The sequence below is a fragment of the Idiomarina sp. ST10R2A5 genome (assembly GCF_051842325.1).
In the GTDB taxonomy this organism is placed as follows: Bacteria; Pseudomonadota; Gammaproteobacteria; order Enterobacterales; family Alteromonadaceae; genus Idiomarina; species Idiomarina abyssalis.
Genome location: NZ_JBNIEX010000001.1, coordinates 188,709 through 209,051, shown reverse-complemented (window position 1 = coordinate 209,051; position 20,343 = coordinate 188,709). Strand labels below are relative to the sequence as shown.

19 protein-coding genes are annotated in these 20,343 nt (G+C 46.8%); 9 read left to right on the top strand and 10 right to left on the bottom strand.

Annotated features, from left to right (window positions below; genetic code table 11):
* Positions 1-26 precede the first annotated feature (26 nt).
* The 9 genes from tyrR to pspA all read right to left on the bottom strand — a co-directional run bounded on the left by tyrR (position 27) and on the right by pspA (position 7,936).
* A complete protein-coding gene (tyrR, locus tag ACP7FG_RS01045) occupies positions 27-1,607 on the bottom strand; it encodes a transcriptional regulator TyrR (protein ID WP_199493748.1) in 1,581 nt (526 codons plus the stop codon).
* A gap of 116 nt (positions 1,608-1,723) precedes the next feature.
* Positions 1,724-2,065 (bottom strand): 4a-hydroxytetrahydrobiopterin dehydratase, encoded by a 342-nt coding sequence (locus ACP7FG_RS01040; RefSeq protein WP_054487969.1) that lies wholly within the window; start codon positions 2,063-2,065, stop codon positions 1,724-1,726.
* 19 nt (positions 2,066-2,084) lie between these two features.
* Positions 2,085-2,879 (bottom strand): phenylalanine 4-monooxygenase, encoded by a 795-nt coding sequence (gene phhA, locus ACP7FG_RS01035; protein WP_054487971.1) that lies wholly within the window; start codon positions 2,877-2,879, stop codon positions 2,085-2,087.
* A gap of 59 nt (positions 2,880-2,938) precedes the next feature.
* Positions 2,939-4,165, bottom strand: a complete 1,227-nt coding sequence (locus ACP7FG_RS01030; RefSeq protein WP_224797355.1) for a trans-sulfuration enzyme family protein — start codon at positions 4,163-4,165, stop codon at positions 2,939-2,941.
* Positions 4,166-4,273: 108 nt separating this feature from the next.
* Positions 4,274-5,257, bottom strand: coding sequence for a YcjF family protein (locus ACP7FG_RS01025; protein ID WP_224797354.1), 984 nt, complete (start codon positions 5,255-5,257; stop codon positions 4,274-4,276).
* Positions 5,254-6,627, bottom strand: a complete 1,374-nt coding sequence (locus ACP7FG_RS01020) for a YcjX family protein (RefSeq protein ID WP_439225254.1) — start codon at positions 6,625-6,627, stop codon at positions 5,254-5,256. Before ACP7FG_RS01020 ends, ACP7FG_RS01025 begins: the two co-directional genes overlap by 4 nt.
* Positions 6,624-7,007, bottom strand: a complete 384-nt coding sequence (gene pspC / locus ACP7FG_RS01015) for an envelope stress response membrane protein PspC (protein WP_199493745.1) — start codon at positions 7,005-7,007, stop codon at positions 6,624-6,626. Before pspC ends, ACP7FG_RS01020 begins: the two co-directional genes overlap by 4 nt.
* Entirely contained in the window at positions 7,004-7,246 is a 243-nt protein-coding gene (gene pspB, locus ACP7FG_RS01010; RefSeq protein WP_199493744.1) for an envelope stress response membrane protein PspB, read from the bottom strand. The genes pspC and pspB overlap by 4 nt, the downstream gene beginning before the upstream one ends.
* 15 nt (positions 7,247-7,261) lie before the next feature.
* Complete coding sequence (pspA, locus tag ACP7FG_RS01005) at positions 7,262-7,936, bottom strand: phage shock protein PspA (RefSeq protein ID WP_054487984.1); 675 nt, start codon at positions 7,934-7,936, stop codon at positions 7,262-7,264.
* 190 nt (positions 7,937-8,126) lie between these two features.
* Here pspA and pspF point away from each other — a divergent pair, with 190 nt between their 5' ends.
* The 8 genes from pspF to ggt all read left to right on the top strand — a co-directional run bounded on the left by pspF (position 8,127) and on the right by ggt (position 17,894).
* On the top strand, positions 8,127-9,200 hold the full coding sequence (gene pspF, locus ACP7FG_RS01000; RefSeq protein WP_224797352.1) for a phage shock protein operon transcriptional activator: 1,074 nt from the start codon (positions 8,127-8,129) through the stop codon (positions 9,198-9,200).
* On the top strand, positions 9,193-10,818 hold the full coding sequence (locus ACP7FG_RS00995; protein ID WP_439225253.1) for an ABC transporter substrate-binding protein: 1,626 nt from the start codon (positions 9,193-9,195) through the stop codon (positions 10,816-10,818). The genes pspF and ACP7FG_RS00995 overlap by 8 nt, the downstream gene beginning before the upstream one ends.
* Positions 10,815-11,843, top strand: a complete 1,029-nt coding sequence (locus tag ACP7FG_RS00990; RefSeq protein WP_278354652.1) for an ABC transporter permease — start codon at positions 10,815-10,817, stop codon at positions 11,841-11,843. The genes ACP7FG_RS00995 and ACP7FG_RS00990 overlap by 4 nt, the downstream gene beginning before the upstream one ends.
* A complete protein-coding gene (locus ACP7FG_RS00985) occupies positions 11,830-12,723 on the top strand; it encodes an ABC transporter permease subunit (RefSeq protein ID WP_224797349.1) in 894 nt (297 codons plus the stop codon). The genes ACP7FG_RS00990 and ACP7FG_RS00985 overlap by 14 nt, the downstream gene beginning before the upstream one ends.
* Positions 12,723-13,715: a peptide ABC transporter ATP-binding protein gene (locus tag ACP7FG_RS00980; protein ID WP_054487993.1), complete on the top strand. Its 993-nt coding sequence runs from the start codon at positions 12,723-12,725 to the stop codon at positions 13,713-13,715. The genes ACP7FG_RS00985 and ACP7FG_RS00980 overlap by 1 nt, the downstream gene beginning before the upstream one ends.
* Entirely contained in the window at positions 13,712-14,524 is an 813-nt protein-coding gene (locus ACP7FG_RS00975; protein ID WP_224797348.1) for a peptide ABC transporter ATP-binding protein, read from the top strand. The genes ACP7FG_RS00980 and ACP7FG_RS00975 overlap by 4 nt, the downstream gene beginning before the upstream one ends.
* Before the next feature lie 24 nt (positions 14,525-14,548).
* Positions 14,549-16,078, top strand: a complete 1,530-nt coding sequence (gene putP / locus ACP7FG_RS00970) for a sodium/proline symporter PutP (protein ID WP_439225252.1) — start codon at positions 14,549-14,551, stop codon at positions 16,076-16,078.
* A 106-nt stretch (positions 16,079-16,184) separates the two neighbouring features.
* Complete coding sequence (ggt, locus tag ACP7FG_RS00965) at positions 16,185-17,894, top strand: gamma-glutamyltransferase (RefSeq protein WP_439225251.1); 1,710 nt, start codon at positions 16,185-16,187, stop codon at positions 17,892-17,894.
* A 60-nt stretch (positions 17,895-17,954) separates the two neighbouring features.
* Here the strand turns inward: ggt and rssA are convergent, their stop codons facing one another.
* Positions 17,955-18,929 (bottom strand): patatin-like phospholipase RssA, encoded by a 975-nt coding sequence (gene rssA, locus ACP7FG_RS00960; protein ID WP_287817509.1) that lies wholly within the window; start codon positions 18,927-18,929, stop codon positions 17,955-17,957.
* 80 nt (positions 18,930-19,009) lie between these two features.
* On the opposite strand from rssA, the gene ACP7FG_RS00955 reads away from it, so the two are divergent.
* Positions 19,010-20,332, top strand: a complete 1,323-nt coding sequence (locus ACP7FG_RS00955; protein ID WP_439225250.1) for an anti-phage deoxyguanosine triphosphatase — start codon at positions 19,010-19,012, stop codon at positions 20,330-20,332.
* The last annotated feature ends 11 nt before the right edge of the window (positions 20,333-20,343 follow it).

Genomic DNA, 20,343 nt, shown 5'->3' with positions numbered 1-20,343 from the left:
TAAGTCGTAAAGTTAAATTTACAAATCTAGTTTTTTGTCCGTTCTGCTTTACGAGCGCGTCCGCTACGCTGCTTTCCAATGCCATAATCACGCAGTTTATTCGCAACGGCAGTATGTGAGAGCCCTAGACGTTTCGCCAATTGGCGGGTACTCGGAAAGCTGGGGTATAAACGGCGCAGTACGTGGCTTTCAAAACGGCGTACTGCATCATCCAGGCTCATATCATCAATGTCTAATGCTAACTGGTCGTCTTCCTGATTTAATTCGGGCAAACGTATATCGGCGGGCTCCAGCGTGTAGCCTTCTATCATTGAGACAGAACGAAACATGGTATTTTCCAGTTGGCGAACATTACCTGGCCACTGATAACGCTTGAGCCGCTCTTTTGCTGCCCGGCTTAAGCTCACCTGGCTTCGCCCGAGCTTCTTGCAGGCCTGGGTAACGAAATGCTCCGCCAACAACAAAATATCACTTTTACGTTCACGCAATGGTGGAACATTGAGCGCTAATACATTGAGTCGATAATACAAGTCTTCACGAAACTCACCGCTTTCAACCAACTCATAGAGATTTCCCTGAGCTGTGCAAATGACCCGCACATCGACACTCACTTCCTGCTCTTCCCCGATGCGCCGAAAAACGCCGTCTTCTAAAAAACGCAGTAGCTTAGCCTGCAGGCCAATAGACATCTCACTAACCGAGTCCAATAACACAGTACCGCCGGCGGACTGCTCTAAAACGCCAGTTTTACGAGTACTTTGAGCACTCAGGCTACCTTCACCATGACCAAAGAGTTCACTCTCTGCAACATTATCCGGTAACGCTGCACAGTTTATCGCCAAAAATGGTTTGTCTTTACGCGGACTGGCCAGATGGCAAGCTTTTGCCAGCAGCTCTTTGCCAACTCCGGTCTCACCTTCAATCAAAAGTGGTGCATCCAGCTCAGCCATGCGCTGAGCGTCTTTAATCACCCGTTTCATTGTGCTGTTGTCCGTCAGCAAGCGTTCAAAGGCTTTTTCGTTACTCTGACTCTGCCAGCTTGCTGTTACGGGTTCTGACTTACAGGTCATTACCGCCCCCGCAAACGCGGTGCTGCCTTCCTCGTCATTGACCCAGATAGGTAAAAGCTGAGCATAGTATTCCGAGTTACCAATAGTAACCGCTTCATAAATAGGGTCCTGAGGCTTTTTGTCCAACCACCGCTGCAAAGAGATACCGTGTACATACTGCATTAGTGGTTCGCCCTTAAGACTGTCTTCGTGGCCAGCCAGTAGCCGCAGTCCGGCATCATTAATGATGTCTATACAGCCTTTGCTATCAATGGACAGCACCGGATCAGGTAACGTGCTCAACAACAAGCTGAACTCATAGTGCTCGCGTTCAAACGGCATATAAGGAATGGTTTTCACATCAATGACATTAGGGATGCGACGAATTTGGGGCATTAAATGCCGAAAGTCATCGAAAGCTAATTCAGGAAAGTTCAGGAAGATTTTTCCTTTAGGATCGACCTCAATACCACGTAAATCAATCTCGTGGTCTCGCAAGATTTGCAGAACGTCCTGGCAGATACCCAGACGGTCATCACACGTTATCTCAAGTCGCATAAACCCTACTGCATCGAACTAAATGTAAAGCAAATAATACACTATTGTTCACGCTTAAAAAACAAAAACCCCGGCCAACAGACCGGGGTTTTATGTCATTCACCGACAAAAGTGAGTTATGCGTCAAGCACGCTGTCGGTTTTTGCTGCCATAATAAAGTCATTTTTATGCAAACCGTTGATGGCGTGAGTCCACCAGGTAACCGTTACTTTACCCCATTCAGTGATTAGCTCAGGATGATGTTTTTCTTCCTCAGCAATGTCACCAACTCGGTTAGTAAAAGCCAACGCCTGTTTAAAGTTCTTAAACTTAAACTCGCGCTGCAGCATCATAACGTTGTCTTTTGTTACCGGAGTCCAGTCTGGTATCTCACGCATCAACTCTTTCAGTTCTTCATCGCTCACTTGCGGTGCGTCTGCATGACACGCTTCACAACGTGCATTTTCCAAGTTTGACATTATTTATTACTCCTTTGCCTTAAGCTGCATCTTTTGGTGGAAATTTCGGCTCAAACAACCCAAGCTCCATAGCCTCATGAACCAACGCCATAATATCCATGTCGGATATCTTAAACAGCTCGTCCACACTCTCTATGGTGTAGTAGATAGGTTGAATGATATCAATTCGGTACGGTGTACGCAGTGCATCCAACGCTTTTAGCGGTTTGCGCTCTGGCGTATCACTATTAACGGCATATTCCGTTTCCGCAGGTGACGATAAAATACCGCCGCCATAAATTCGGATACCCTCTTCGGTTTTCAATAAACCAAACTCTACGGTAAACCAGTACAGACGAGCCAGATAGACCCGTTCTTTAGGTGTAGCTGCATAACCCAATTTACCGTATTGGTGAGTAAAATGCGCAAACGCCGGGTTGGTTAATAGCGGGCAGTGTCCGAATATTTCGTGAAAAATATCCGGTTCCTGCAAGTAATCAAACTCTTCCCGTGTGCGAATAAAGGTTGCTACCGGAAACTGCTTGTTTGCCAGTAAGCGAAAAAACTCGTCAAATGGAATTAACGCTGGAACTGCTGCAACTTGCCAGCCGGTCTCTCTCTCCAGTACTTCATTAATTTCATGCATCTGTGGCAAGCGATCCTTCGGCAGGTCGAGTAATTCCAGTCCCTTCATATACTCATCGCAAGCTTTTCCTGGTATGCATTCCAACTGACGTTCAACGAGATCTTTCCAGATACCGTTCTCTTCGTCGCTCCAGTGAATAATACCGTTTTCGTCCGGTTGCTTTGATACGTATTGACTTTGTTTACCCATAATTCAGCCTTGTTGCTTCCTCATTAGTGTTAGATCGTTGTTGTTATTATTAGTTCAGATTACGCAGATTGCATCCATTGCACACGGCACGCTTCCAACGCTTGTTCAAGATCTGCGATAATATCGTCCGCCGCCTCTAAGCCAACGGCAATTCGAATCAATGTATCTGAAATACCCGCTTTAGCCCGTGCTTCTGGCGTGTAAGGCGAATGAGTCATGGACGCCGGGTGCTGAATCAAAGTTTCGGCATCCCCCAGACTGACTGCCAGAGTAATCATCTGCAGTTGATCCAGAAAATAACGCGCTTTTGTTTCATCACCTTCCAGTTCAAACGCAATAACCGCGCCGTGACTGCTCATTTGCTTACCCATTAAGGGTTGTGCTTCGTGATCCGGCGCTCCCGGGTAGTAAATCTTTTTAATATCGTTGCGTGCTGCCAGAAACTGGTAAACCGCGTCAGCGTTTTCACAGTGACGCTGCATACGCACATCCAGAGTTTTCAGGCCCCGAAGTATGAGCCAGGCGTCATGCGGGCTGATAGTTGCCCCCATGTCTTTTAACGTCGTACTTTTAATGGTGCTAATGTCTTCGTCACTGCCACAAATAATGCCGGCAACCACATCACCATGCCCGTTAAGAAATTTGGTGGCACTATGCACAACAATATCTGCACCATGTCTTTTGGGCTGCTGCATCAGCGGCGTCATAAACGTATTATCAACCACCAGCCGAATGTCTAAATCAGCGATTACCGCATGAACTTTTTCGATATCAACCACTTTCAGGTGAGGGTTAGCCGGAGTTTCCAGGAATACTAAGCGGGTATTTTCACGCAAAGTTTCTTTTAACAGGCCTTCGTTGTTTAAATCAATAAAGTCGGCTTCGACCCCAAAGCGTTCAAACAGCTCGCTGAACAATGCGAAGCTGCAGCCGTAAATGGCATCAGATACCACAATATGATCACCGCTGCGCACAAAAGCCATAGTGGCGGCGGCAATAGCGCCCATTCCGGTCGCAGCAGCTGCCGCTGCCTCATAACCTTCAAGCGTTGCCATGCGGCGTTCAAGCTCTGCTGTTGTAGGGTTGCCTAAACGGCTGTAAATATAACCTTCTTCTTCGCCTGCAAAACGGCGAGTGCCCTGCTCGGCAGAAGAAAACTTAAACGTGGACGTTTGATAAAGCGGTGAGGTTAACGCCCCATGAGGGTCATCGTACGCTGCACCCGCGTGAATAACCTGAGTCGCTGGCTGCCAATTATTATTATGTGTTTTTACATCAGAGGACATGCGTTTTTGGCTCGTTTGTCAGAAATTTGTTAACGAGCAACAGAGTGCAACGAGCTTACCTTAATTGGCAATCTTTGCGCTGCGTCAAAACTTGAAAAAACTGTAACGCTAATTTTCCACTTTCCGCTCTGAAGCAGCTTTAGCCTTTGCCTGACGAGACTTATAGATAAAAGGCAAAACACTCTTTAACTGGCTCAGTAAGTCCTTTTGTAATTTAAGGTAGCCTGGCTTTTTTACTTTAACAAAAGGCATCGGCCGACAGAGTTCAATGACCTGGTATCCCAGGCGAGCTGTGAGCAAACCAGCACCGAGCCCTTGTCCTGCCCGGGTAGACAAGCGTGTTAACAGCTCTGCACTTACCCACTGCGCACCCAGGTCAACGGCAACTTCACTGAGCCCGGCGTAAGCAATATTTGCGAATACCTGACGCCATAAACGAATACGGGCCCAGTAACCCAGTTTTACGCCGTAAAGTTCAGCAATACGCGATATCATGCGCTGGTTACGCCACATCACAATCAACATATCCAGTAAAGCAAAGGGACTAACAGCCACCATAGCTGCAGCTTCAGCTGACCAGCGGCTGATAACCCGGGTCGCCTGCTGATCAACCCGGCTTAGAATATCGACTTCAAATCGCTCACGCTCTTCATCTGCGGACCAATACGGCTGCTTGATTTGCTGCCAGCGGTGCTCTAAATCGGGATGTTGCAACAATTGCAGCTGTTGCTCAGGTTCCGGTTCAACAGATTGCTTTTTCCAACGCCGCTTCAAGCGCTGTAACAACCAAACTTCCCGCACAATAAAACTTAAAAATGCCAAAGCAATAACGCCAAAGCCAACAGCCCATAAACTGCCTAAAAAAACATTCTGCTGCAGCCGCTCAAGAACCATCAATACCGCTTCAATTAAGGCGGCTGACAACGCAAAAACCACACCAACTGCCAGCCACTTACCCCAACGGCCGTGTTTGCGGTCAACTGTGCCTGCTGTCGGCTCTGGCTTTAATCCCTCTGGCACATTACTGCTTTCTGAGACTTCAACTGCCGGTTCTTCCACCGAATAATAAGTTAGCTTGCGCGAGTCACTCACTTCAGTTTATCTCCTAAAACGTATTCAAGTAGCTGATCGAGACGAATATGTGGCAACGGCGAGTCTTGCACGGTGAAGCCAGGATAAAATTGCGGATAAACATAACCCCGTCGCCAGTCTGCTCCGGTTGGTATAGCGTCCGGCATCTCCGGAGCCCCCACCCGCACAAACTCTCGCTGTTCATTAATACCGTCAAGCACCGTAGTTCCGTCACTCAGTTTCTTAATTTGACTGGTCGCAATGCCGGCAACACTAAATACCTGATGCGGAATTTGGTCGAACTGAAGCTCCTGACGCTGCTTTTGTGTCATCAATCGTAATAGATTAGTCAGTTTTTGATGGTCTTGCGGAGCTATGCTGTCAGCTTTAGTGGCAACCAGAGCCACTTTATCAATCACGGGTGAAAACAATCGTTTCAGCAAGCTGTTATTGCCATAAGAGAAGCTCTTCATCAGCTCATTGATAGCCAGTTGCAGCTCGGCAAAATGGTGTTCACCATTTTGTAGCGCCTGCAGCACATCAACCAATACAACCTGTCGATTAAAATACTTAAAGTACTTTTGGTAAAACGGTGTAATAACGTGTTGTTGATAATAGCGGTATTTTTCCTGCAGTCGTTTTGCCCAGACATCAGGTACTGGGCGGGACAAGGGCCAGGGGAAGAATTCAAGAGCCGGAGCTCCTTCAAGCTCACCCGGTAACACCATCCGCCCGGGCTGTAACAGTAATAATTTTCGACTCCTGCACTGACGCAAGAAGGCACGATAGTCGGCCGCTAACTCGCGTAGCTGCTTCTCAGCACTGTCTTCCGATGCCTCATTTGCCATTGAGTTAACTTTTTCCAGCCACTCACTGGCCAGTTTATGGCGTAGCTCCGCGCTCAGCAACCGTTGCTGTTGCTGGCTCCATTCATCATAGCTCAGTTGCAATAAGGGTAAATCGAGTAACCATTCACCCGGGTAGTCAATTAAGTCTAAGGTTAATCGGCGCGTATCCAAAACCCGCCCAGCAAGACCACTTCGCGGCTGATATTTTACTTCTACCCGTATTTCGCTAACGTCGCGGGTTGACTGAGGCCACTTTGGGGTTTCTCCGGTTAAACAATTAATAGCGCCCTCATAATCGAAACGGGAAACCTGCCAGTTGCTGCTGGTATGTAAACGACAGCCATTAAGCCGCTGTTGCTGTTTCACCTTAAAGTACGGCAGTTGCTGAGTCTCGTTGGCGTAGAGCAGCTGCTCTAAAATTCCTGTAATTAAAGCGGTTTTACCGGCACCACTTAGACCTGTTACAGCAAGACGGATATGACGATCAAACCCGCGATGAATAGCGTCGCGGGTTTGGTGTTTAAACTTCTGAAAACGGCTCACAGACGATTGAATTCTCGTTGAAGATTATAGTGATTCGAGGTTACGTATTTTTCCATTGATTGCAACTGCTCTTCCAGCTCATCAAACTCACGTTTAATGTCACGAAAAGCATCTCTTGGCGGCTCTCCGCCCTGCCATACTTTTGTCTTCACATCGACATTATGACGTATGCCATTCGCGGGCTTTTTATCCAGAATCAGCCAACCTGCCATATAAAGAACAAAGAAGAATCCGCTGGAAAAAATTAAGCCGGTAAAAAATACAACGCGCACCAACCAGGGTTCTAAATTCAGGTATTCCCCCAGCCCGGCGCAAACACCGGCAATTTTTCCTCTTTCTGAGTCACGACGTAGTTCACGTTTCGGTAATTGCACACTCATTGTCTGTTCCTCCAACCCGGAGCGTCAGCATCCAAAATGCGTTCCAGTGTCTGTACACGCTCCCGGATGCGTTTCGCCTGATCGGCCAGTAACGCCAAGGATTCCCTTTCTTCCTCATTCAACCCCTGGTTCATTTGCCGCTTACTGCGATAATGAAGGATGATCCAGATGGGCGCGACCACCAGAACAAACAGAATGATCGGCGCCATAAACATCCCTAAAATTGCTTCAATATCCATTTTGTTCAGCCTGCTTTAAGAGTCTTGTTTTGTTTTTGAGCTCATACGAGCGCGTAAAGCTTCCAACTCGTCATTCACTTTACTCTCGTTTTCCAGCTCTGCAAACTCATCACGCAATGTCCGCTTACCCATATCGTAGGACTCGACCTGAGCTTCTAAATCATCAATCTTCGCTTCATACCGGTCAAAACGCTGCATTGCATCATCGACTTTACCACTATCAACCTGTTGCTTAACCTGTAAGCGGCTGCTCGCAGTTTTCTGGCGCATTAAAATGGTTTTTTGACGAGACTTAGCATCGGCCAGTTTTTCCTGAAGCTGACCAATTTCATCATTCAGCTTATCCAGGCTTTCGTTAACACGATCCATTTCCTGCTGCAGCGCATCAACGCCTTGCTGTGCTTTTTGCTTTTCAACTAAAGCCTGGCGTGCTAAATCTTCACGCTCTTTAGTTAACGCCAGTTCAGCTTTGTTTTCCCATTCCTGAACTTCGTTTTCCATACGCTGCTGCTGACGCTGAATGTCTTTCTTTTCAGCCAACAAACGTGCAGATGTTGAGCGTACTTCAACTAAAGTATCTTCCATTTCCTGAATGATCAGGCGCACCATTTTCTGCGGATCTTCAGCTTTATCCAATAAAGAATTGATATTGGAGTTCACGATATCGCTAAAACGTGAAAAAATACCCATAATAATTACCTCATACTGGTTTAATAAACGATTCGGTAATTTATTATTCAAGTATCAAGCCAACTTTTATTTATTTTTTAACAAGCTGTTTTATAAAAGTTTTTTTGATTTTACGAACATTTTTCACTTGCGCCAGTTCGTAAAATAAACTAATAATTAGCAAAAATAACTATAATATAAGGCATTCGACATGCGCCCTGAGCGAAAACCCGACAACCTCATTGGCCAGTCCAATAGTTTTTCCGACGTACTGGAACAAGTTTCGCAAATTGCGCCTCTCGATAAACCTGTCCTTATTATTGGAGAGCGCGGCACCGGGAAAGAGCTTATCGCCTCGCGCTGTCATTATCTTTCCAGACGTTGGCAACAACAATACATTACACTTAACTGTGCTGCGCTTAATGAAAACCTGTTAGACAGTGAACTGTTCGGGCACGAAGCCGGCGCATTCACCGGGGCCGCTAAAAAACACGAAGGCCGCTTTGAACGCGCCGACGGCGGCTCGTTGTTTCTTGACGAGCTGGCAAATACTTCATTACGAGTACAAGAGAAACTCCTGCGCGTTATTGAGTATGGAGAGTTCGAACGAGTCGGCGGACGCCACCCGGTTAAAGTGGATACGCGCCTGATAGCCGCTACAAATGAAGACCTTCCTTCACTTGCTGCCAGTGGTAAATTCCGCTCAGATTTGCTTGACCGCCTCGCTTTTGATGTCATCACCCTGCCACCCTTACGTGAAAGACGCGACGACATTATGTTACTTGCTGAGCATTTTGCGATTTCAATGGCCAGAGAAATGGAGCTTGAACTGTTTAGCGGTTTTTCAGAAAAAGCCCGAAAAACATTAATGGAATACCACTGGCCCGGTAACGTAAGGGAATTAAAGAATACCGTCGAGCGTAGCCTGTACCGACTGGGCAATGGGCATGTCCCTATTCACGATATTATTATTGATCCGTTTAATAGTCCGTTCCGCCCTAAAACTTCAGTCACGAAAACTGCGGCACAGGAGCCGGTGGTCAGCGAAATAGCGCCTCAGGACAATAACGGATCGAACGACCTGCCTAAGTTGAACCCAGAGCAACCCATCGACTTTAAGCTGAAGTCTCAGGAGTATGAAACTGAAGTCTTGTCACAAGCCTTACGTTTATGTCAGTTTAACCAAAAGAAGACAGCAAGTTTTCTCGGACTGACATATCATCAATTACGTGGTTACTTAAAAAAGTACCAGTTATTGGAAGGGGCTTCTGCAGCTAATGATTAAAGCGTACGCCAACGTCGCTATTATTGCGGCCGCACTGGTATCGGGTTGCCAGTCGGAAGAGCCAGAGCCCGCGCCTCTGGCTGACGGCATTATTTACTGCTCAGAAGGAAACCCGGATACCTTTAATCCGCAGCTCATCACTTCCGGAACAACAGTAGATGCTACGGCAGCTCAGTTATACGACCGCCTAATAGACTACGATGCCAAGCAGCAAAAGTTTGTACCGGCATTAGCAAAGCGCTGGGAAACTTTAGACAATGGAACACGCTACCGATTTTATTTACGTGAAGGCGTTCAGTTTCATAAAACTGACTATTTTGAACCAACCAGAGAATTAACCGCTGAAGATGTTCAATTTAGTTTTAACCGTTGGCTCGATGAAACCAGTCTTTACCATCATGTCGGCGGAAGCTATCCGTTTTTCAGTGCTACCGGCCTCGATCAACTCATCAATAAAGTCGTGAAGATTGACGAAATGACAGTCGATATTGTACTTAACAATGCCGACAGCTCATTCCTGGCAAATTTAGCAACAGACTTCGCTATCGTTTTATCCGCCGAGTACGCACAGAAGCTTTTAGTCGCGGAACGACCAGAGCAAATTGACAGCTTACCGATAGGGACCGGCCCTTATCGTTTTGAAAGTTACCGAAAAGATGTCTTAATTCGCTACTCACGTCACCCTAACTACTGGCGTGAAGGGCCAGGTATTAAGCACTTGGTGTACTCCATTACCCCCAACGCCAATAAACGCATGCTGAAATTAGTTACCGGCGAATGTGACATCATTCCTTACCCATTGGTAAGCGAGTTAAAAGCTCTTAACCGGGAGCAACTCATGGTCACCAATGAGGTCAGTCCTAACGTTTCATTTTGGGCTTTTAACACGCAAAAAGAACCCTTTGATGATCCTCTCGTTCGTCAGGCTTTAAGTCACGCGATTAACCGCGAAGCCATTATTCAGACAATTTATTACGGCAACGCAGAGCTGGCGCAGTCGATATTGCCGCCTACATCCTGGGCATACGATGACCGGGGCATTCAATATCAATACGATCCGGAAAAAGCCAGACGCCTGTTACAGGAAGCAGGTCACTCCAGCCTGGACATTACGATTTGGGCTATGCCCGTGCAGAGAGTCTACAACCCCAATGCCCGTAGAATGGCGGAGTTGATGCAATCGGATTTAGCTCAAATAGGCGTATCTGCGCGCATTGTTTCATACGAATGGAATACCTTTCGGCGACGCCTCTCTCGGGGGGAGCACGATACAGTACTTATAGGCTGGTATGCCGATAATGCCGATCCTGATAACTTTTTCCGGCCCCTGCTGAGTTGTGCCGCAGTAGCGACCGGTGGCAATCGGGCTAACTGGTGCCATATCGGTTTTGACCAACTTCTATACAGTGCCATTGCAACTACAAACCCAGAGGAGCGCAAAGCTTTATATCAGTCAGCGCAGCACTTGTTGAATCAACAACAGCCTTTACTGCCAATTGCTCATTCAAAACGTTTTCAGGCACAACAAAAAAGTATTAGCGGTGTCGAGTTGCCTCCTTATGGCGGCATTAACTTTCGCCTTGCGACTAAAAAGCCTGTACAGGAGCAATCGCAATGACTCGCTATCTTGTTGGCCGCTTAAGTGTTTTTATTATTGCCGTTTTTTTATTGACAGTTTTTAGCTTCAGTCTTAATTACCTGTTTCCGGGTGACCCGATAACCAATATGACCGGTGTTCGTACCTTCCAGAACAATTATTCATTAGTGATGGAGTTACGTGCCGGAGACGAAAACATTGCCGCGCAGTATCTGCATTACTTACGCCACTTGTTCGCAGGTGACTGGGGGCTGTCGTTAAGTAATAGCACACCAGTGTTTGCTGACGGTCTCCAGCATTTTATGGCGTCAATGGAGCTGGTTATTCTGGCGTTATTGGTTGCAGTCATCTTTGGTTTACCTTTGGGCGTGTTTGCAGCGACCCGCTTCAGACAACGCTCAGACAAGGCAGTAATAAGCCTGGCAATGATGGGCTACTCTATTCCGGTATTCTGGCTGGCACAGCTCTTGATCTTACTGTTCGCTATAAAGCTGGGCTGGTTTCCCATTACGGGCCAAATTAATCCACTATATGGCGTAGAACCACAAACAGGCTCTATTCTAATCGATGTATTCCTTAGTCAGTCAGAGTATAAAGCTGAAGCACTTCAGGACGCTTTAAACCATATTGTTTTGCCGGTGCTGATATTGGCCATTATGCCTATGATGTTGCTACTCAGACTTATGCGAAACGCAACTCAGGAAATGCTGCAGAAACCTTTTGTCAAAGCGGCCAGAGCCCGTGGTTTAAGCGAATGGCGCGTGTTAATAAAGCACGCTATTCCCAACGCCGTGCAGTCGGTATTGCAACAAACCACACTACTTTTTAGTTTACTGCTAACGAACAGCATTGTTGTCGAGTCGATTTTTAACTGGCCCGGAATGGGGAATTGGCTTATCCGCAGTATATTTGAACGCGACTACCCTATTATTCAGGCTGCAGTACTTATGTTCGCTTTCGTGATTTTACTATTCAACCTGCTGGTTGAGCTTTACCACGGCTGGCGCTTTCCAATAGTGAGGCATGAACAAAATGCCACAGATTAACCTCTATCATCACGACGAAACACCGTCTCCGCTGCAACTGGTCTGGAAAAGCTATCAGACCCGATTTTTATCCATGGCAGCGCTTTATGTTTTATTAGCAATGATTCTCGTGGTTATTTTGTCGCCACTGCTGGCGCCGTTTAACACTTCAGCTCAATTTTCTGACGCTATCGCACTACCACCCTCATGGGTTGAAAGCGGTAATATGAAGTATTTATTCGGTACGGATGATCTTGGTCGCGACATGCTTTCAAGGCTTCTGATAGGCGGGTTATACAGCCTTGGCCTTCCCATACTTATGGTTGCTGTATCGTCATTAATAGGAATGAGTATTGGCGCACTTGCGGGCATTGATCGCACCATCAAGTATCAAAGTCTGTCGCGATTATTTGATACTCTGCTATCTATCCCATCCTTTTTGATGGCTCTTATCATTATTGCTATTCTCGGCACCGGTTTTAACAACGTTGCCTTTGCTATAACACTGTCGCTCATTCCACAGTTCATTTTTGTCACGCGCAATGCTGTTCACGAAGAGTGGCATAAAGACTACGTAACAGCTTCACGGCTAAATGGTTGTTCAAAGGCTTATTTGCTTTATCGGGTTATCTTACCCAATGTTACGCCAACACTGGTCATGCAGTTAACGGTGTCTCTTTCTGTTGCTATTATGGATATTGCTGCGCTTAGCTTTCTTGGTCTGGGTATTCAGGCCCCTACTCCAGAGTGGGGAAGCATGTTGGCGCGGAGCCTGGACGAAGTTTATTTATCACCCTGGTCAATGGTGTTACCGGGCGTTACCCTGTTTATTACGATAATGGCTATTAATATCGTCGGAGACAGTTTACGTCGTGCGTTAAAAGAAAGGGTTAACAGCTAATGCAGTTACTCGATATCCGCAATTTGACGGTTGAAATGCAAACACCACAAGGTGTTGTTCGCGTGCTCGATAAGGTCAACCTGCAACTCAGCGAAGGCGAAATACACAGCATAGTGGGCGAATCTGGCTCAGGTAAAAGCTTGCTGGCTAAAGCGATTGTCGGCTTTATTAATCCGAACTGGCAAGTTACTGCAGACAGACTCTGGTGGAACGGTCAGGATTTGCTGGCAATGACACCTAAGCAACGTCGCCATATCACTGGTCGCGACATGGCAATGATTTTTCAGGATCCTAACGCCTATCTTGACCCTAACAGCACGGTTGAACAACAAATTATTGAGGCCATTCCACAAGGCGATGTGCGCGGCACCTTTATGCGCCGCAGAGTAGATCGTAAAACTCGGGTAAAAAGGCTATTGCATCGAGTTGGTATTCGCGACCATGAATCAATTATGGACAGTTACCCTTTCGAATTGTCTCAGGGCATTGCACAGAAAGTGAGTATCGCCATCGCTATAGCTCACCGCCCCCGTCTACTCATTGCTGATGAGCCAACCACTGCCATGGAGCCATCGACACGACTGCAGATTCATCGTTTGATTGCCCGGCTGGCTGTCAGTCAGCAGATGTCTGTCGTACTTATTTCACAGGACGTAGCATCAATTTTGCCGGAAACTAAGCGGCTAACAATGCTCTACTGTGGTCAGTTAATGGAAACCGGTCCGGCAAATGAAGTATTGTCAGAGCCTGCGCACCCTTACACCGACTCTATGATTCGCATGTCGTTACAAACGCAACAGCAGCTTCCTCATAAAGCTCGGCTACCGACCTTACCAGGTACTATTCCAACGCTGCGCCATATGCCCATTGGTTGCCGCTTAGGACCAAGATGCCCATACGCGCAAAAAACCTGTGTAAAAGCACCTGTAGCAACCCATGAGCGGCAACGTGTCTTTCATTGTCACTTTCCGTTACTGGATACAACGCCATGAGTCATTTACTCGAAGTGCGCAATTTGGGTAAGACCTTTCGTTCGCGTAAAGGCTGGCCCTGGTCGCCCAAGTCGGTTGCGATAGAACCACTCTCATTTACGCTTGAAGCTGGCGAAATACTGGCTGTTATGGGCGAGACAGGTTCGGGGAAATCCACTCTTGCGCAAATTATCGGTGGCGTTGCGACCGCCAGCAGCGGAGAAATTTGGCTTAATGGTCAAAAGGTTCATAGCAAGAACTACTCTCAGTTATGCAACAATATTCGCATGATTTTTCAGGACAGCGAAAACTCACTGAACGCTCACCTCACCATAGGTAAGCAGTTGGAAGAGCCTTTGTTATTCAATACGGAGCTTAGTCCTGCTGAGCGCCGGGAAAGGGTCAACGTAACTTTACAGCGTGTTGGAATGCTGAGAGAGCATTGGGAGTTTTATCCTCATATGCTTTCTAGTGGCCAGAAACAGAGAGTATGCATTGCCCGGGCTATTATTCTTGAACCACAAATTGTCGTTGCCGATGAAGCCTTGGTTGCACTTGACCCATCAGTTAGAGCTCAAATCATTAACCTAATGCTCGATCTTCAGAAAGATATGGGTATATCTTACATTTTAGTGACACATTCGCCGCAAATCGTGAAACACATTGCTGATAAGATCTTAATTTTATATCGTGGTAAAATGATCGCGTTTGATAAAACAGACATAGTACTAGAAGACACGCAGCAACCTTATGTTCAACAGTTGCTGCACGAGCACTTGAAACAGAACATTCAATATAACAGCGACAGAAGCGCTAAGATCGCTGACTAAAACTAAAAAAAACAGGAGTTTAATGTGGAAACAGGTACTCTGATATCACTAGCGCTGTACTTTATTGTCATGCTAGGTATTGGGCTTTATGCCTACAAAAAATCTACTGACTCAGTTTCAGGCTATATGCTTGGAGGACGGGGTTTAGGACCTGGTGTTACAGCATTGTCAGCTGGTGCATCCGACATGAGTGGGTGGATGTTGATGGGCTTACCCGGTGCAATTTACGTCTCTGGCGTATCACAGTTGTGGATTGCAGTGGGTCTGGTCATCGGTGCGTATCTTAACTATGTGATTGTCGCACCACGCCTAAGAACCTATACAGAAGTCGCTAACGACTCTATTACCATTCCCGACTACTTTGCCAACCGCTTTAATGATAAAGGTCGTCGGCTGCGTATTTTCTCTTCAGTCGTTATCATTATATTCTTCACCCTGTACACCTCTGCCAGCTTGGTTGCGGGAGGCAAGCTGTTCGACAGCTCCTTTGGCATGGACTACACCACAGGCCTCTGGGTAACAGCCGGTGTTGTTTGTGCTTATACACTGTTCGGAGGCTTCCTTGCGGTCAGTATGACTGACTTTGTGCAAGGCTGTATCATGTTTGTCGCTTTGGTCTTAGTGCCTATAGTGGCCTTTTCCGAACTCGGTGGCTACAGCAGTGTTGTTGGTCAGGTTGGAGACATAAATCCGGACTTCCTTGCCTTCTTTAAGGACGGAGCTACCGGGGAAATGTTAGGCTCACTGGGTATCATTTCGCTTCTGGCCTGGGGTCTTGGCTACTTCGGTCAGCCACATATTATCGTACGCTTTATGGCGATTCGTTCAGTGAGTGACGTAAAAGCGGCTCGCCGTATTGGTGTTTCCTGGATGACCGTTTCTATCATCGGTGCCATGGCAACTGGTTTTGTCGGCATAGCTTATGTGGCAGAAACCAAAATGAGCCTGCCTGATGCAGAAACTATCTTCATCATATTCTCGCAGTTCTTGTTCCACCCATTAATTGGTGGTTTCCTGCTGGCAGCTATTCTGGCCGCAATTATGAGTACCATCTCATCACAATTGTTGGTTAGCTCAAGCTCTTTAACAGAAGACTTTTACAAAGCATTCCTGCGTAAAGACGCCAGCGATAAAGAACTTGTCTTTGTTGGACGCATGTCCGTTTTAGCGGTTTCTTTAGTCGCTATTTGGCTGGCATGGAACCCGGAAAACACCATCTTGAGTCTGGTCAGTAACGCCTGGGCCGGCTTCGGTGCCGCATTCGGCCCCGTAGTTATTCTGAGTCTCTTCTGGAAACGCATGAACCGTAATGGCGCATTAGCAGGCATGTTAGCCGGTGCTATCACAGTGCTGTTCTGGATTTACGGACCAACCTTTGGCGGCGAGCACCTTTCAGCGTACGTCTATGAAATTGTGCCCGGCTTTATCCTCTCAACTCTGGCAGTTATTATCTTCAGCAAAGTTACCGCTGAACCAGAGCAAGAGCTTCAGGATAAATTTGTTGAAATGGAAAGCGTCATTGATGACTACTACCATGGTGACAAGAAAGGCTAAAGTAGCTTTTGCTATGTAACTGATAAAAAGACCAGCCCATCGCGGCTGGTCTTTTTTGTTTTAAGAGTCCAGCCTATAGTGATAGAAAACAAAAAAGGTAAACACTATGGCTAAACTCAATATTATTGCATCGGCCGCAATTGCTTTTTCATGCGCAGCGGCAACTCTACCAAGCAATGCCAGTGACCGCATTACTGGCCATCACTTTGCGACCCGATCTGAAACTATGGCACCGAAAGCTATGGCTGCAACCAGTCAACCCCTAGCAACTCAGGTTGCGTTAGATATTATGCAGGAAGGCGGCAACGCTATTGACGCGGCAATTGCTGCCAATGCTGTATTAGGACTGGTTGAGCCCACAGGTAACGGTATAGGCGGCGACTTATACGCCATTATATGGGATGCCGACTCAGAAAAACTCTATGGGTTGAATGCCTCTGGCCGTTCGCCACAAAGTCTTTCGCTAGAATACTTTCAAGAGAATGGCTATGAGTCGATTCCGGCCCGGGGCGTATTGCCACTGTCTGTACCCGGTGCCGTAGATGGTTGGTTTGAATTACACGACCGATTTGGCAATTTGAGTATGGATAATATCCTGCAACCGGCCATAAACTATGCCGAATCCGGCTTCCCGGTAACTGAAGTCATCGCTTATTACATGAAGCGTAACGCTGAAGTACTGGAAGACATACCGGGCTTTGCAAATGTCTTTATGCGTGACGGTAATGTACCGGAAAAGGGAGAGCTATTTAAAAATCCGGATCTGGCCAATACTTACAAGATGCTAGCCAACGACGGTCGTGATAGTTTTTATAAAGGTGAAATTGCCCGCACCATTAGTGACTTCGTGGAGGAACATGGTGGCTTTCTTTCCTACGAGGACTTAGCTCAGCATACATCAACCTGGGTCGACCCTGTCTCGACTAACTACCGCGGGTACGATTTATGGGAATTGCCGCCTAACACCCAGGGAATTGCCGCTCTTCAAATTTTAAACATGCTTGAACAGTTTGATATCAAAGCGATGGGTTATGACAGCCCGGAATACATTCATCATTTTGTTGAAGCCAAGAAGCTCGCTTTTGAAGACCGTGCTAAATACTATTCCGATCCGGACTTTAGCGACGTACCGGTTGAAGGTCTTATTGACAAAGAGTACGGCAAAGAACGCGCTAAACTGATTAACTCTGAACGTGCCGGACGTTCTTATGAACCAGGCAACCCGCCAACGGAGGGCGATACTATTTATCTCACCACAGCCGATAAAGACGGCAATATGGTTTCTCTTATCCAGAGTAATTATCGTGGTATGGGCTCTGGTGTCACCCCGACAGGCTTAGGTTTTGTTCTGCAAAACCGTGGAGAGCTCTTTGCTTTAGATCCAAACCATCGCAACGTATTTGAGCCAGGAAAGCGCCCTTTCCATACCATTATTCCTGCCTTTGTGACTAAAGATGGCAAACCAGTAATGAGCTACGGTGTTATGGGTGGCGCAACACAGCCTCAAATGCATGCACAAATTCTTATCAATATGATTGATTTTGGTATGAACCTACAAGAAGCTGGTGACGCTCCTCGCATACTGCACACAGGCTCAAGTCAGCCAACAGGCTCTAAAATGAACGACGGAGGTGTCGTTAGTCTGGAAAATGGCTTCTCAAAGCATACACGCCGAGAGCTAATTAAAATGGGGCACACCCTACAGGAGGCTGTTGGTCCATACGGTGGTTATCAGGCTATTTGGAAAGACCATGAGCAAGATGTCTACATTGGTGCTTCTGAAAGCCGTAAAGACGGCCACGCAGCTGGTTACTAATTAAGCACCCGTTTCGCTGCTTACCGAGCAGCGAAACGGCTTTGTTTTTACTGTATCGAATTAACCTCTTCTCTCGCGATACAGCTCAATTTCTTCCATGATCAAGTCGCGCATTCTTGTTGTTGTCTCATAACCAAGATCAATGGCTTCCTGACCACGATAAAACTCCATAATACCAATATGACCAAGTTTTGGTTGTACGAGTATGTCCGGCGGATCACCCGCCATACGGGCCTTAGTAATACGCTCCTGCATAATGTCTATGGAGCTGGCCATAACACTGAACATACCCGGTGCTTTTTCACCATTATTTCTAAAGCGTTCTTTAAAACTATCCAGATATTCCTTACTACCGGACCACATGTTATCGAAAAAGCCGTTTTCGTTATCCTGAACTTCCATATCAGCTTTTTCTTTTTCAAGCTGTTCAGCTTCTGTTTGAGGTGGAATACTGCGCCCACGCCGTTGTAGTGCTTTAGAATTCAACTGCGAGTTAAGATGTACTGCAATAACAAAGTCTGCGCCTAGAGCTCTGCACAAAGACACAGGTACCGGGTTAACCAGACCACCGTCAATTAGCCATCTTCCGTCAAAAGATTTAGGGGATAAAACTCCCGGCATCGCACAAGAAGCGCGTGAAGCGTCGTAGAGGTCGCCTTCGCGCAACCAAATTTCGCGGCCGCTGTATAAATCTGTAGCCACGGCACCATAAGTAATTGGCAAGTCTTCTATATTTCGCTGACCGAACTCTTCCCGCGCACGGTTAAATACCTTTTCGCCGCCAATAATACCGCCATGGTTAAAACCGAAATCCAGCAAATTGAATACTTCCCAACGGTTCATGCCCTGAACCCATTGCTCGATTTCAGCTAACCGACCTGAAGCATAACCCGCTCCGACTAAAGAGCCTATTGACGTTCCTGCCACCATATTAATCCGGACGCCCATTTCTTCCAGCGCCTTTATAACACCAATATGCGACCAGCCCCGGGCAGCACCAGAGCCCAGAGCCAAAGCGACTTTCACTTCCGACATGTTCTTTTTCCTGCTTTTCTTACTAATGCATCTATCGTACTATGATTATTCATTCGTCAACAACATCACTGAGCAGTTAGATGATTTGGACAGAACGCCAGTCAGGTACATCAGAACAGCGCCCGAACGATACCCGCACGGACTTTCAACGCGATAAAGCCCGGATTCTTCATAGCGCTGCATTCAGGAGACTGCAGGCTAAAACGCAAGTCATGTATGTTGGTATGCACGACTTCCCGCGAACTCGGTTGACGCATTCGCTCGAAGCCAGCCAAATAGGTGCAAGTTTGGTTGTTCATTTAAGTAACCAGGATCCAGACGTCGCTTCTAAGCTTGAGCTGTCAGAGCCGTTACTTGAATCATTATGCCTGGCTCACGATATAGGTCATCCACCATTTGGTCACGGCGGCGAAATTGCTCTTAACTACATGATGCGAAATAACGGAGGGTTTGAAGGTAATGGCCAAACCTTTCGGATTGTAACTCAACTTGAAGCCTACACGCCCCAGCATGGCATGAACTTAACCCGGCGAACCTTAATGGGGTTACTAAAGTATCCGGTCTTAGCCAGTCGTATTTGCCAACAGAAACTCCCTGCCGATGTGACTAACTTTCGCCATTTACGCACCCGCGAGTGGTTACCTCCTAAAGCCTTATACGATGATGACTCTGAGCAGTTGAACTGGGTCCTTCAACCCTTAAGTGATTCGGATAAGAAAGGCTTCCAGGAATTATTACAGCAACCTTCTGGCAATACCCATGGCAAAAGCGCGCTCAAAAGCATTGATGCATCCATTATGGAAGCTGCAGATGACATCGCTTACGGCGTCCACGATCTTGAAGACGCTATTGTCGTAGGGCTTATTCAGCGACATCACTGGGAAGACCAAATGCTTTCTGACCTGCGACAACTGGAAGCAGAGCTACCTAACTTTAATGCAAAGGAACTGACAGAGGATCTCTTTTCCGGAAGTCATCACCGTCGAAAACAAGCCATTGGTGGCTTAGTGAACCGCTTACTGACATCTGCAAAGTTAGAACGAACGGCCTATGACTTCGAATGTCCGTTACTTCAGTATCAAGTTCAGCTCGGTGAAGCCGAGAAAATTCTGCTGAATTCATTGAAACAGTTTATTTTTAATTGGGTAATTCGTAAGCCGGAAATGCAGGCTCAGGAGTTTAAAGGCCAGCAAATTGTCATGGAATTATTCGAAGTTCTGGCTGTAGAACCTGAACGGTTACTTCCAGAAAATACACGCTTACGTTATATGCAGCAAAAGCAGAAAGGTGAAAATGCATTACGCGTTATTTCCGACTACCTGTCAGGAATGACCGACGGTTACGCTGCTAAGCTGTATCAGGAGCTGTTCTCTGTTAGCTCACCCAAAAGCGCTTTTCAGTAACACTTCTAGAC